At 60.1% G+C, this 12,927-nt stretch carries 10 protein-coding genes and 2 riboswitches; of the genes, 6 read left to right on the top strand and 4 right to left on the bottom strand.

Annotated features, from left to right (window positions below):
* Positions 1–40 precede the first annotated feature (40 nt).
* Positions 41–253: riboswitch (cobalamin riboswitch) on the bottom strand.
* A 177-nt stretch (positions 254–430) separates the two neighbouring features.
* Positions 431–658: riboswitch (cobalamin riboswitch) on the top strand.
* Positions 659–777: 119 nt separating this feature from the next.
* The 4 genes from ACA049_RS13580 (at position 778) to cobM (ending at position 2,939) form a co-directional block, all read left to right on the top strand.
* On the top strand, positions 778–969 hold the full coding sequence (locus ACA049_RS13580; protein ID WP_438658072.1) for a CbtB domain-containing protein: 192 nt from the start codon (positions 778–780) through the stop codon (positions 967–969).
* An 11-nt stretch (positions 970–980) separates the two neighbouring features.
* Entirely contained in the window at positions 981–1,685 is a 705-nt protein-coding gene (locus ACA049_RS13575; protein WP_497336197.1) for a CbtA family protein, read from the top strand.
* Complete coding sequence (locus ACA049_RS13570; protein WP_497336195.1) at positions 1,682–2,095, top strand: cobalamin biosynthesis protein; 414 nt, start codon at positions 1,682–1,684, stop codon at positions 2,093–2,095. Before ACA049_RS13575 ends, ACA049_RS13570 begins: the two co-directional genes overlap by 4 nt.
* Before the next feature lie 97 nt (positions 2,096–2,192).
* The gene (cobM, locus tag ACA049_RS13565) at positions 2,193–2,939 is read left to right on the top strand and encodes a precorrin-4 C(11)-methyltransferase (protein WP_497336193.1); all 747 of its coding nucleotides are present in this window, start codon (positions 2,193–2,195) and stop codon (positions 2,937–2,939) included.
* 171 nt (positions 2,940–3,110) lie between these two features.
* Here the strand turns inward: cobM and nfuA are convergent, their stop codons facing one another.
* The 3 genes from nfuA to ACA049_RS13550 all read right to left on the bottom strand — a co-directional run bounded on the left by nfuA (position 3,111) and on the right by ACA049_RS13550 (position 7,259).
* Complete coding sequence (gene nfuA, locus ACA049_RS13560) at positions 3,111–3,695, bottom strand: Fe-S biogenesis protein NfuA (RefSeq protein WP_007898222.1); 585 nt, start codon at positions 3,693–3,695, stop codon at positions 3,111–3,113.
* Positions 3,696–3,752: 57 nt separating this feature from the next.
* Entirely contained in the window at positions 3,753–4,787 is a 1,035-nt protein-coding gene (locus tag ACA049_RS13555) for an acyltransferase family protein (RefSeq protein WP_497336191.1), read from the bottom strand.
* A 186-nt stretch (positions 4,788–4,973) separates the two neighbouring features.
* Positions 4,974–7,259 carry a fatty acid cis/trans isomerase gene (locus ACA049_RS13550; RefSeq protein ID WP_497336189.1) on the bottom strand — a complete coding sequence of 762 codons (2,286 nt, stop codon included), beginning with the start codon at positions 7,257–7,259 and terminating at the stop codon, positions 4,974–4,976.
* Between the two features lie 155 nt (positions 7,260–7,414).
* Between ACA049_RS13550 and metH the strand changes: the two genes are divergently transcribed.
* Positions 7,415–11,125 (top strand): methionine synthase, encoded by a 3,711-nt coding sequence (gene metH / locus ACA049_RS13545; RefSeq protein ID WP_497336187.1) that lies wholly within the window; start codon positions 7,415–7,417, stop codon positions 11,123–11,125.
* Positions 11,126–11,351: 226 nt separating this feature from the next.
* Entirely contained in the window at positions 11,352–11,570 is a 219-nt protein-coding gene (locus ACA049_RS13540) for a DUF2970 domain-containing protein (RefSeq protein WP_497293790.1), read from the top strand.
* On the opposite strand, the gene ACA049_RS13535 is transcribed toward ACA049_RS13540, so the two are convergent.
* Positions 11,567–12,640 carry an ABC transporter substrate-binding protein gene (locus ACA049_RS13535; RefSeq protein WP_497336185.1) on the bottom strand — a complete coding sequence of 358 codons (1,074 nt, stop codon included), beginning with the start codon at positions 12,638–12,640 and terminating at the stop codon, positions 11,567–11,569. The genes ACA049_RS13540 and ACA049_RS13535 overlap by 4 nt on opposite strands.
* Between the last annotated feature and the right edge of the window lie 287 nt (positions 12,641–12,927).

The following is a 12,927-nucleotide window of genomic DNA, read 5'->3' as shown; positions in this document are numbered from 1 at the left end:
CGCGGAAGAGTTCGCCACCGGATCACCCCGCCCGGTTGTAGTGAGAATCTGTGTCGAGGCAGGTCTCCTGGCTGACGGTGTGCCGGGCGGTTGCCTGGCATTCGCTGCGCCTTCCCGCGAACCCGCTGGACAGGGCTTGCAGTGGCGTGGCAACGAACATCACCGTTCACAGTTGCGGGGGCAGCCGCGGCATCGACCGCGTTCCCTTCTTAGCTTCGGCAAATGCCGAAGAACCTCGAAAGCGCAAGGCTACGCATCGTGTGGGGGCGGGTCAATGTCTTGTGGTGCCGTCACCGGCCCCTTCGCGGGCAAGCCTCGCTCCTACAGGACGGCGGTGCTTTTGTAGGAGCGAGGCTTGCCCGCGAAGAGTTCGCCTCGGTCTCGAGTTGAGAACCCATACCAATTGACGCCCATCCCCCGCCCATGCTCTCCTACACGCCTTGTTACGGGTGCCCTTCACAGGGTGAAACGGGAAACCGGTGAATCATGTGCTTTACTCAAAGCCATGTCAGTCCGGTGCTGCCCCCGCAACGGTAAGCGAGCGAAGCGTCAGATCCACTGTGCCAGCAGTTCGGCATGGGAAGGTGATGCTTGCAGGTTCAGGCGCAAGCCTTGGCCCCTCGTGAGCCCGGAGACCGGCCCGCAACACAAAGTGACCACTACGATCACTGAATAACAAACCCGCGGTGGGCGGGCGCTGTTGAACCTCTGCGTGCCCGACTCGCAGGGGTCTTCCATGCGCTCTATTCACCCGCTGACAGACCAGAGGGAAGCGCCATGTCGATTATCAGCAGCACCGGCCACAGCACCGCCAGCACCACCACAACCCTGACTCAACGCCTGACCGCCGCCGTGTGTGCGTCGATCCTCGGTGCGTGCCTTGTGTACTTCGCCGGTTTCTCGCACATCGAAGCGGTGCACAACGCCGCGCACGATACCCGTCACAGCTCCGCCTTCCCGTGCCATTGAGACCTGTCGACATGATCAAGCGTATTGCGCAAACCGCAGGTTTCACCGGGCTGCTGGCCGCCCTGTTGCTGACCCTGCTGCAAAGTTTCTGGGTGTCGCCGCTGATTCTGCAGGCCGAGACCTACGAAAAATCCGAGCCGGCCGCTGTTGAAGTTCACGAACACGCCGCCGGTGTCGCCGCTCACACTCACGACGCCGAAGCCTGGGAGCCGGAAGACGGCTGGCAGCGCGTGCTGTCGACCACGGGCGGCAATTTGGTGGTGGCCGTCGGTTTCGCCCTGATGCTGGCTGGTCTCTACACCTTGCGTGCTCCGACCAAAACCTCTCAGGGCCTGCTCTGGGGTCTGGCCGGTTACGCGACCTTCGTGTTGGCGCCGACCCTCGGCCTGCCGCCTGAACTGCCAGGCACTGCCGCGGCTGATCTGGCCCAACGGCAACTCTGGTGGATCGGTACGGCTGCTTCCACCGCTGTCGGCATCGCGCTGATCGTATTCAGCCGTCACTGGCTGATGAAAATCCTCGGCGTGGCGATTCTCGCCGTTCCGCATGTGATCGGCGCGCCGCAGCCGGAAGTGCACTCGATGCTGGCTCCGGAAGCCCTGGAAGCGCAGTTCAAAATCGCTTCGCAGCTGACCAACGTCGCGTTCTGGCTGGCCCTGGGCCTGATCAGCGCCTGGTTGTTCCGCCGCAAAAGCGATGGCCAATACCACGCATGATTGATAACAGCACTGTGCCGACTTTAGTCGTCGGCCTGGGCTGCCAGCGCGGCTGCCCCGCCAGCACGCTGCGGGCGTTACTCGATCAGGCATTGCAGGCGCATAAAATCGGACTTCATCAGATCAAGGCCTTGGCCAGTATCGACCTGAAGCGTGATGAACCTGGCCTGGTCGAGCTCGCCGAACAACTCGCGTTGCCGCTGATGTATTTCAGCAGCGAGCAATTGAAAGGCTACAAACCGCAACTCAGCCATCATTCGGACATCGCGTTCGAACGCACCGGTTGCTATGGCGTGGCGGAAAGCGCCGCTCTGGCCCTGGCCGAACACTTGGCCAAGGCACCGGCGAAACTGCTGATTTCGCGACAAAAATATGCCCAGGCCACCCTCGCATTGGCCTGCGTTGCGTAAGATCCCCGATAATCCCCGCCTTCGATCATGAGCAATCTTCATCTGAAGCCTTGCCCACGCCCTTTTTCAACAGACTCTTTATTCAAAGGAACGGACGATGACCGTCTACTTCATTGGCGCAGGTCCCGGCGACCCGGAACTGATCACCGTCAAAGGCCAACGGCTGATTCGCAGCTGCCCGGTGATTATCTATGCCGGCTCTTTGGTCCCCGCCGCCGTGCTGGAAGGCCATTGCGCCGAACAGGTGGTCAATAGCGCCGAATTGCACTTGGAGCAGATCATCGAACTGATCAAGACCGCCCATGCCAAAGGCCAGGACGTGGCGCGCGTGCATTCGGGTGATCCGAGTCTTTACGGGGCGATTGGCGAGCAGATTCGCTACCTGCGCGAACTCGGGATTGCGTTTGAAATCATTCCAGGTGTTACGGCGACGGCGGCATGCGCGGCGCTTCTCGGCGCCGAACTGACGCTGCCCGACGTTTCACAGAGCGTGATTCTGACCCGTTATGCCGACAAAACCGTGATGCCTGCCGGTGAAGAGCTGGGCAGCCTGGCGCAGCATGGGGCGACCATGGCGATTCATTTGGGCGTGCAGCATCTGGAAAAGATCATCGCCGAACTGCTGCCGCATTACGGCGCGGACTGCCCGATCGCGGTAATTCACCGGGCGACGTGGCCGGATCAGGATTGGGTGGTGGGGACGATTGCGGACATTGCCGGGAAGGTTGAGGCGAAGGGCTTTCGGCGTACGGCGTTGATTCTGGTGGGTCGGGTGTTGGGGAGCGATCACTTCAGCGAGTCGTCGCTGTATCGCGCGGGGCATGCGCATTTGTATCGACCTTAACGGCCTCTTCGCGAGCAAGCCCGCTCCCACATTGGATCTGTGGCGGACCCCGGTTTTGTGTTTGGTCACAATCCCTTGTGGGAGCGGGCTTGCTCGCGAAGGCGGCCTTGAACTTCACCCATAAAAAAACGGCACTCACGGGTGCCGTTTTTTCATTTCGCAGCGAACACCTTAGTAGTAGGCGTTTTCTTTCTGCGTGTGGTCAGTCACATCGCGTACACCCTTGAGCTCGGGAATGCGCTCGAGCAAGGTGCGCTCGATGCCTTCGCGAAGGGTCACGTCTGCCTGGCCGCAGCCCTGGCAGCCGCCACCGAACTTCAGCACGGCGATGCCGTCTTCGACCACATCGATCAGGCTGACCTGACCGCCGTGGCTCGCGAGCCCCGGGTTGATCTCGGTTTGCAGGTAGTAGTTGATGCGCTCGTTGACCGGGCTGTCAGCGTTGACCATTGGTACTTTGGCGTTCGGCGCCTTGATGGTCAACTGGCCGCCCATGCGGTCGGTGGCGTAATCGACGACCGCGTCGTCCAGGAACGCTTCGCTGAACGAATCGATGTAAGCGGTGAAGCTTTTCAGCCCCAACGCGGTGTCTTCAGGTTTTTCTTCGCCCGGCTTGCAATAAGCAATGCAGGTTTCGGCGTACTGGGTGCCAGGCTGGGTGATAAAGACGCGGATGCCGATACCCGGGGTGTTCTGCTTGGAGAGCAGATCAGCCAGATAATCGTGGGCGGCGTCGGTGATGGTAATAGCGGTCATGGAAACTCCTCGCAGGCTTGGGCGCAGTTTACGCCAATCATCGCGCCGTACAAAGTCCTAGTATTTTTGTCGGGAAAGAGCCGGAACAGCGCTAGCTGCCGATTCGCCGTCAATCCAGCCTTTAAGCCACCGATAGCTGCATTTTTCTACAAATTCGTAACTTGCCCAGGACGCCACGCCGATGGTCAGCACGCAGACGGCGAACATCACGTAGGGATTTACTCCATAACGCTGTGCGACAAAGCCACCGGCAGACAGCACCAACACGTGCATCAGGTACACCGAATAGGACCAATCGCCGAGCACCTTGAACAGCCGGGTGTTCTCGAAAAAGCGTTCCAGCGCCATGCACGCCATGACCAACACCGCACTGGGCAGGCCCCAGGCCAGGAAACGCGGCTGCGGCGCCAGGTTATAAATTGCCAGCAATGCACCGCCAATCCCCAGCAAGGGCAGCCAGAAACCGGGCTTGATCCAGCCGCGCCGATAGATCATGCCGACCGCGATCCCCAGCAGAAACTCATAAACAATGTCCGAATGATAGAACTCACTGATCCAGCCATAACCGGTCCAGGCCTGACACACCGCAAACAGCAACGCCGCGACAATCAGCAACCGAACCTGCAAGCGGAACAGCAACGCCCAGGCAAACAGCACGTAGAACAGCATTTCATAATTCAACGTCCAGCCGACATTGAGCGTCGGATAAATCCCGTAGCCGCCGGGGTTTTCCGTGGGAATAAACAACAGTGACAGCAGGAAATGCGACCAGTCGACCGTCTGATCCGGCAACACAGGCTGTGCGAACACGACCACCAACGCCATCAGCACCGTGTACAACCAGTACGCCGGAACGATGCGAAACAGTCGATACAGGAGAAACCGTCCGGGCGGCAGTGATTTGCCTTCGGTGGACAGGAAAATCACCAATCCACTGATGACAAAGAAGATATCAACGCCCACCGCGCCCTTGTCGATGAACATCTGCCCCACCGGGCCGCGGGCCTGGAAGTCGAAGAAAATCTGCATGAAGTGGTGGCAAACCACCGTCCAGGCCGCGACGGCACGCAGTGCCTGTACTGAAATCAACATGGGCGGCCCTCCGATCACTGGTCTCCAAACCACCACACATCCCCGTAGGAGCGAAGCTTGCTCGCGAAGAGGCCTGAACATCCAACATCATTGTCGGCCGGTCGATTGCCTTCGCGAGCAAGCTTCGCTCCTACAGGGAATGGCGGTGCCTATGAGATCCGACAGCTGCCCACCCTTAAAGGTCGATCAAAGATTCTCGTACCGATTCATGTCCAGCACGCCCTCTTCCACCGGCTCCGTTTCGTGGATATAGCGACTCAGATCATGGAAGTAGAACCAGAACTGCGGATGGCTGCGGCGAATGCCCCAGCGCTCGACGATTTTCTCGAATCGCTGCGCGTCCTTGGCGTTTTCCATCGCATCGACGAACGCCGGCACCTGGTCGGCCGGAATATTGAACATGAAGTTCGGATAACTGCTGAGTACGCCCGGGAAAATCGTCAACGTATCGAGCCCGGGTTGATAGCGCAGCGATTCACCAAGCAGGAACGCCACATTGCTGTGAGCCCGGTTGCGCAGCAGGCTGTAGACCTCGCGTTTGCCACTCGCGGTTTCGATGCGCAGCATGGTCGCTTCCGGTAACTGATCGATCACCTTCAGACCCGCCGCCGGGCGCGACGTCAGGCGGCTCAAGGCCTGCTCGGCACTCTGCAAGGCCGGGTCGATGTTGGGCCGCGAGCAATAAGCGCCGTCGCAGCGATTGATCGGATCGGGCCTGGCGTTGAGCTCGCCGTAACGGGTCAACAACTGCATCGCAAAGTCGCGTTTGGGGTCCTTCTCATCCAGTTTCAGCGCCGTCGGCGTGTCGTTGTCGATGGCCTCGTAATCCAGCCACATCTTGAATTGGCCACCGGCCTGGTACCAATCATTGAGGTAATCGTCCCGCGAATCGGCCGGCATCAGGCGCAGGAAATTTTGCTCGGCGCCGTTGCGGATCAGGTCGAAATACAGGCGCGTCTGTGCTTGGTGGGACACGTTGCCGAACACGTCGAAGTTGACCGCCAACTGATAATACGTGCGCTCCAGCAGCGGAAAGTCAAACAACCAAATGGTTTGCGGCACGTCGCCGATCAGGCCCTTGTTCACCGAAGCACTGTCGAAATGGCGAAAGATGCTCAGCAGCGCGTTGTCATTGCCCGCCCACAACGCCGACCAGCTCGGCGCCGGCAATTCCGCGTAATTGTCCCGGCGCAGCGCTTCGTACTCGTTGCGTTTGTCGCGGTAGTCATGCCACAGGCTGAGGACGCTGCCCACGTCGTCGTTTTGCCCCGGCATCGCCAGCAACGGCGTGGCCTGGCCGCGATAGTTCGGGTCGGTGATGTAGAGGTCGTGTTCCGGCGCCTGGAACAGCGCCCAGAAGTGATCGCGGATCACGTCAGTGGCGATCTGACCACGGCACACCGGCCCACGAATGAACGTGCGCACAAAGTATTCGGCGTTATCGAGCATGAACTGATAACGCGCCTGCGCCGGGATCGCTTCGAACGTGGTGAACGGATTGGCCCGGTGGTCCGGCCCGTACCCCGGCAAGGCGTTGACTTGCCATTGACCGTTGTAAAACAGGCTTTTGATCCGCGCCATCTTCGCCGCGCTCAGCGGATAAGTGATGTGGGTCTTGTGCACGATCACACCCTGCACCGGCCACAAGCGGTAATACACCTGAGTGCCCGGATCGTCGTTCGGACGCCGGGTATTGATCAGGTCAATCGGCTGGCCAGTCGGGGTTCGCGAGCGCACCCACTGGAAGTAGTGCCCCGGCTCGCCGTCCTTGAAGTAGAGATGGGCGAGGAACCAATGCTCGAACAACCAGCGGCCGACCAGGCTTTGCCGCGCACCCGGAGCGTTGAGCAGGTTTTCCCACTGCACCACCTCCAGGGCTTCCTTCGCGCTCGGGACCAGGCCTTGCTCATCGATGGGCGCGCCGGAGGCCAGCCAGCGTTGCAGCGTCTGGTATTGCTGGTCGGTCAGGCCGGTGACCGCCAGCGGCATGCCTTCTTTCGGATGGGTGCTGGCGTAGCCACCGAACTCCGCCGGCATGGCGCACATGTTTTCCCGGTTCAAGCCCAAGACGATGTCTTGCGGAATCTTGGCGTTGGGTTGCAGCGGGGTTGTGTGGCCCAGTTCCAGCATTCGCGCCATCAACGCCGCTTGGCTGCCTTGGGCGTCAAGCACCGAATAGAAGCCCTTCTGCTGCCAGGCACGTTTGCCGAAGGCGTCATAAAACAACCGGGTCGGCGCGGCGGCCTGGCTGCGTTCGCCGTCGTAGACCGGGGTTTTGGTCGCACCACGCGCCACCCCTTCGCCGCTGCCCAGATTGAGCTGACAGGCGGAGTCGTAGCAGGCATGGCAGGCCACGCACTTTTCGGTGAAGATCGGTTGGATATCCTGCGTGTAGGAGATCGCCGGACCTTGCGCAGCGGCACCCCAGCTTAAAAGCAGCATAAAAATGCTGGTGATGACGCGATACGACATGTCCCTGGTCCTGATCCTGAAAAAACGCCGCGATTCTACCGGTCCGGCACGGGTACCAACATGAGCGATATTCATGCAAAACCGGGGCATGCTCTAAAACCGCACAGGTTTGCTATGATCCCGGCCCTTCGTCATGGTCTTTCCGAGTAGTCCCAATGTCCGATCGCAGTGTTCGCCTCCAAGCTCTCAAGCACGCCCTCAAAGAGCGCATTCTGATTCTCGATGGCGGCATGGGCACGATGATCCAGAGCTACAAGCTCGAGGAGCAGGATTACCGTGGCAAACGCTTCGCCGACTGGCCGAGCGACGTCAAGGGCAACAACGACCTGTTGGTGCTGACCCGCCCGGACGTGATTGGCGGCATCGAGAAAGCCTACCTGGATGCCGGCGCCGACATTCTGGAAACCAACACCTTCAACGCCACCCGGATTTCCATGGCCGACTACGGCATGCAGGGCCTGTCGTACGAGTTAAACGTAGAAGGCGCACGCCTGGCGCGCAAGGTGGCCGACGCCAAGACCCTGGAAACCCCGGACAAACCGCGCTTTGTTGCCGGCGTCCTCGGCCCGACCAGCCGCACCTGCTCGCTGTCACCGGACGTGAACAACCCCGGCTATCGCAACGTGACCTTTGATGAACTGGTGGAAAACTACACCGAATCCACCAAAGGCCTGATCGAGGGTGGCGCCGACCTGATCCTGATCGAAACCATTTTCGACACCCTGAACGCCAAAGCCGCGATCTTCGCCGTGCAAGGCGTGTTCGAAGAGCTGGGCATCGAGTTGCCGATCATGATCTCCGGCACCATCACCGACGCCTCCGGCCGTACCCTGTCGGGCCAGACCACCGAAGCGTTCTGGAACTCGGTGGCCCACGCCAAGCCCATCTCGGTCGGCCTGAACTGCGCCCTCGGCGCCAGCGAATTGCGTCCGTACCTGGAAGAGTTGTCGAACAAGGCCGGCACCCACGTTTCGGCGCACCCGAACGCCGGCCTGCCGAACGAATTCGGCGAGTACGACGAGCTGCCGTCGGAAACCGCCAAGGTCATCGAAGAATTCGCCCAGAGCGGCTTCCTCAACATCGTCGGCGGTTGCTGCGGCACCACGCCGGGTCACATCGAAGCCATCGCCAAAGCCGTGGCCGGTTATGCGCCGCGTCAAATCCCGGAGATTCCCAAGGCTTGCCGCCTGTCCGGCCTGGAACCGTTCACCATCGATCGCAGTTCGTTGTTCGTCAACGTCGGCGAGCGCACCAACATCACCGGTTCCGCCAAGTTCGCCCGGCTGATCCGTGAAGACAACTACACCGAAGCGCTGGAAGTCGCCCTGCAGCAGGTTGAGGCCGGCGCCCAGATCATCGACATCAACATGGACGAGGGGATGCTCGATTCGAAGAAGGCCATGGTGACCTTCCTCAATCTGATTGCCGGCGAACCGGACATCTCCCGCGTGCCGATCATGATCGACTCCTCGAAGTGGGAAGTGATCGAAGCCGGCCTCAAATGCATCCAGGGCAAGGGCATCGTCAACTCGATCAGCATGAAGGAAGGCGTCGAGCAGTTCATTCATCACGCCAAACTGTGCAAACGCTATGGCGCCGCCGTAGTGGTGATGGCGTTTGACGAAGCCGGCCAGGCCGACACCGAAGCGCGCAAGAAAGAAATCTGCAAACGTTCCTACGACATTCTGGTCAACGAAGTCGGCTTCCCGCCGGAAGACATCATCTTTGACCCGAACATCTTCGCCGTGGCCACCGGTATCGAAGAACACAACAACTACGCCGTGGACTTCATCAACGCCTGCGCCTACATCCGCGACGAACTGCCGTACGCGCTGACCTCCGGTGGCGTGTCCAACGTGTCGTTCTCGTTCCGCGGCAACAACCCGGTGCGCGAGGCAATCCACTCGGTGTTCCTGCTGTATGCGATCCGCAACGGCCTGACCATGGGTATCGTCAACGCCGGCCAGCTGGAGATCTACGACCAGATCCCGGCCGAGCTGCGCGACGCCGTGGAAGACGTAATCCTCAACCGCACCCCGGAAGGCACCGACGCCCTCCTCGCCATCGCCGACAAGTACAAGGGCGACGGCAGCGTCAAGGAAGCCGAGACCGAAGAGTGGCGCAACTGGGACGTCAACAAGCGTCTGGAGCATGCGCTGGTCAAGGGCATCACCACGCACATCGTTGAAGACACCGAAGAGTCGCGCCAGTCCTTCGCTCGCCCGATCGAAGTGATCGAAGGCCCGTTGATGTCCGGCATGAACATCGTCGGCGACCTGTTCGGTGCCGGCAAAATGTTCCTGCCGCAGGTGGTGAAATCCGCCCGAGTGATGAAGCAGGCCGTGGCCCACTTGATCCCGTTCATCGAACTGGAAAAAGGCGACAAGCCGGAAGCCAAGGGCAAGATCCTGATGGCGACCGTGAAAGGCGACGTGCACGACATCGGCAAGAACATCGTCGGCGTGGTCCTGGGCTGTAACGGCTACGACATCGTCGACCTCGGTGTGATGGTCCCGGCAGAAAAAATCCTGCAAGTGGCCAAGGAGCAGAAGTGCGACATCATCGGCCTGTCCGGCCTGATTACGCCTTCGCTGGATGAAATGGTCCACGTCGCCCGTGAGATGCAGCGTCAGGACTTCCATCTGCCGTTGATGATCGGCGGCGCAACCACCTCCAAGGCGCACACGGCGGTGAAGATCGAGCCCAAGTACAGCAACGACGCGGTGATCTACGTCACCGATGCCTCCCGCGCCGTGGGCGTGGCGACGCAATTGCTGTCCAAGGAATTGAAACCGGCGTTCGTCGAGAAGACCCGCCTGGAATACATCGACGTTCGCGAGCGCACCGCCAACCGCAGCGCCCGCACCGAACGCCTGAGCTACCCGGCCGCGATCGCCAAGAAGCCTCAGTTCGACTGGAGCACCTACGAGCCGGTCAAACCGACCTTCACCGGATCGCGTGTGCTGGACAACATTGATCTGAAGGTACTTGCCGAATACATCGACTGGACGCCGTTCTTTATTTCCTGGGACCTGGCCGGCAAATTCCCGCGCATCCTCACGGATGAAGTGGTCGGTGAAGCCGCCACCTCCCTGTACGCCGACGCCCAGGAAATGCTCGCCAAGCTGATCGACGAAAAACTCATCAGCGCCCGTGCGGTGTTCGGCTTCTGGCCGGCCAACCAGGTGCGTGAGGATGACATCGAAGTCTATGGCGATGACGGCAAGCCGATCGCCAAACTGCATCACTTGCGTCAGCAGATCATCAAGACCGACGGCAAGCCGAACTTCTCCCTCGCCGACTTCGTCGCGCCGAAGGACAGCGAAATCACCGACTACGTGGGGGGGTTCATCACCACCGCCGGGATCGGTGCCGAAGAAGTGGCCAAGGCTTATCAAGACGCGGGCGATGATTACAACTCGATCATGGTCAAGGCGTTGGCCGACCGATTGGCCGAGGCCTGCGCCGAATGGCTGCACCAACAGGTCCGTAAGGAACACTGGGGTTATGCCAAGGACGAGACGCTCGACAACGAGGCGCTGATCAAAGAGCAATACACCGGCATCCGCCCTGCTCCCGGCTATCCGGCCTGCCCGGACCACACCGAGAAAAGCACCCTGTTTGCCTTGCTCGACCCTGAAGCCAGCGAAATGCAGGCCGGCCGCAGCGGCGTGTTCCTCACCGAGCACTACGCGATGTTCCCGGCGGCAGCGGTCAGCGGCTGGTACTTCGCTCACCCGCAAGCGCAATACTTTGCGGTGGGCAAGATCGACAAGGATCAGGTGCAGAGCTATACGTCGCGTAAAGGCCAGGAATTGAGCGTGACTGAGCGGTGGCTGGCACCGAACCTCGGGTACGACAACTAACCCTTAAGCCAACAATGATCCCCTGTAGGAGCGAGGCTTGCCCGCGAAGGCGGCGCAACAGTCAACGAAGATGTTGAATGTTATGGCCTCTTCGCGGGCAAGCCTCGCTCCTACGGTTGTTTGGGGTCGTTCACAAATACCGGGTTAAACCCGCTCCCACAGGATTTGCGCCATCCCCAAACTGATTGTCTATGCTTAGCTCTCACACCTAAGTGACGAGGGATTTATGGACGATCCAGTCGACAACAAGCCGCCGACGTTCTGGCAGATGCTGCACAGCGTCTTGGCGGCGGCGTTCGGGGTCCAGAGCGGAAAAAACCGTGCACGGGACTTCACCCACGGCAAGCCGAGTCATTTCGTGATTCTGGGGATTCTATTCACAGCGGTGTTTGCACTGACGCTGTTCGGCATCGTGCAACTGGTGGTGCATTTGGCGGGGCGTTAGCGCATCAGGGTTTGCAAGCTGAACGGATAGCGATAGGACGTCGGCCGCCCCTTGGCCGACAGACGACGGAAATTCACCCCGTAATTCGGCGACGCGCCCATGGCCAGCAACCGCTTGGCGTGGGCCTTGTCGATCAATTGCAGCAAGGGGATCAACCGGTCACGCCCGCCGTACTGGTCCAGATCCACGCCTTGTTCAAGGTCATGCAATTCCACCAGCGCCCAACCGCCCAATGTAAAGTGCCCGCCCAACAGCACGCTCATGCGTCCGTCAACCACCGCCTGCAGCGCGGCAGGCGACGCGTTCACTGCGCTGAACAACGCCTCTTTGCCGGGCACTCCACCCGTCTCCGAATAGGCCCGCATGGCGCCAAACGCCATTTCGTCATTGGCCGACCATACCAACGAGACTTTCGGGTATCGCCGGAACAGCAATTTGGCCTGTTCATAGGCCCGGCCTTCGGTCCAGCCGCCGTAAACCAGTTGGCGCAAACGCACTTCAGGATGCTCGGCCAAGGCGCGCATCATGCCTTGCTCGCGTAGTTGCGCCGACGGTGTGATCTTCAGACCGGAAAACGCCAGTAACTCGATGACTTCGCCGGGTGCTACCGGGGGATGCTGGCGAATCAACTCCTTGAGCATCAGGTAACCGCCCTCCTCATCGTTCGGCACCAGACTGCCCAATCGATCAGAGCGTTCGCCCAACAGGCTCAGCTGATTGGCTGTCAGCGCAGCGTTGACCATAAACAGCTTGACCCCGCTGCCCTGGGCCAGGCGCAGGATTTGCGGGGCGACATACTGTTCGTTGACGAACACCAGATAGTCCGGACGATCAGGACCTTGCAGCGCCAGGCGGGCTTGCGCCAAGGTGAGCTCGGGCATGCGTTGGGAATAGAGAATTTGCAGATCGATGCCCAGATCCGTGGCAGCCGCCTGCATGAATTGCGAATAGCTTATCCAGAAGGCTTCGTCAGTCTTCCCGGGATTCAGGAACAACACCGATTCCGCATGCGCAGCTGGGCCGTAAGCTGCGCCAAGCATCAGCAGGAAGGTGCAGAAAAACTTCAACATTAACGTCCGAGCCCCCGAAATTTCGCCGCGCATTATAGCCAGCGAAGTCCCGGCAAACGGCGTTTATTCCGGTTTTTGTCCGACAATCGTCGGAACCGGGCCCGGACGGGGTCGGTTATTGATGGCTGACCCAAAACACCGCAGTGCCCACGACCAGGATGATCAGGAACAGAATCGCCCAAGCATCGACCGTGCTATCAGGTTTTGTCGCTTTGGTAGGGTTGCTCATTGCATCGCCTCTTGTCGGTTTTATCGGTGATTGCATAAAGACTCGACCACAGTAAAGA

This window comes from Pseudomonas sp. LBUM1662, assembly GCF_059695915.1.
Note: the sequence above shows the minus strand (reverse complement) of the source record. Positions and strands in the feature narration are given on the sequence as shown.

What these genes read in the sequence shown, in the direction of transcription:
- ACA049_RS13580 (WP_438658072.1), top strand. Translation starts at nt 778, where the DNA reads ATGTCGATTATCAGCAGCACCGGCCACAGCACCGCCAGCACCACCACA.
- ACA049_RS13575 (WP_497336197.1), top strand. Translation starts at nt 981, where the DNA reads ATGATCAAGCGTATTGCGCAAACCGCAGGTTTCACCGGGCTGCTGGCC.
- ACA049_RS13570 (WP_497336195.1), top strand. Translation starts at nt 1,682, where the DNA reads ATGATTGATAACAGCACTGTGCCGACTTTAGTCGTCGGCCTGGGCTGC.
- cobM (WP_497336193.1), top strand. Translation starts at nt 2,193, where the DNA reads ATGACCGTCTACTTCATTGGCGCAGGTCCCGGCGACCCGGAACTGATC.
- nfuA (WP_007898222.1), bottom strand. Translation starts at nt 3,695, where the DNA reads ATGACCGCTATTACCATCACCGACGCCGCCCACGATTATCTGGCTGAT.
- ACA049_RS13555 (WP_497336191.1), bottom strand. Translation starts at nt 4,787, where the DNA reads ATGTTGATTTCAGTACAGGCACTGCGTGCCGTCGCGGCCTGGACGGTG.
- ACA049_RS13550 (WP_497336189.1), bottom strand. Translation starts at nt 7,259, where the DNA reads ATGTCGTATCGCGTCATCACCAGCATTTTTATGCTGCTTTTAAGCTGG.
- metH (WP_497336187.1), top strand. Translation starts at nt 7,415, where the DNA reads ATGTCCGATCGCAGTGTTCGCCTCCAAGCTCTCAAGCACGCCCTCAAA.
- ACA049_RS13540 (WP_497293790.1), top strand. Translation starts at nt 11,352, where the DNA reads ATGGACGATCCAGTCGACAACAAGCCGCCGACGTTCTGGCAGATGCTG.
- ACA049_RS13535 (WP_497336185.1), bottom strand. Translation starts at nt 12,640, where the DNA reads ATGTTGAAGTTTTTCTGCACCTTCCTGCTGATGCTTGGCGCAGCTTAC.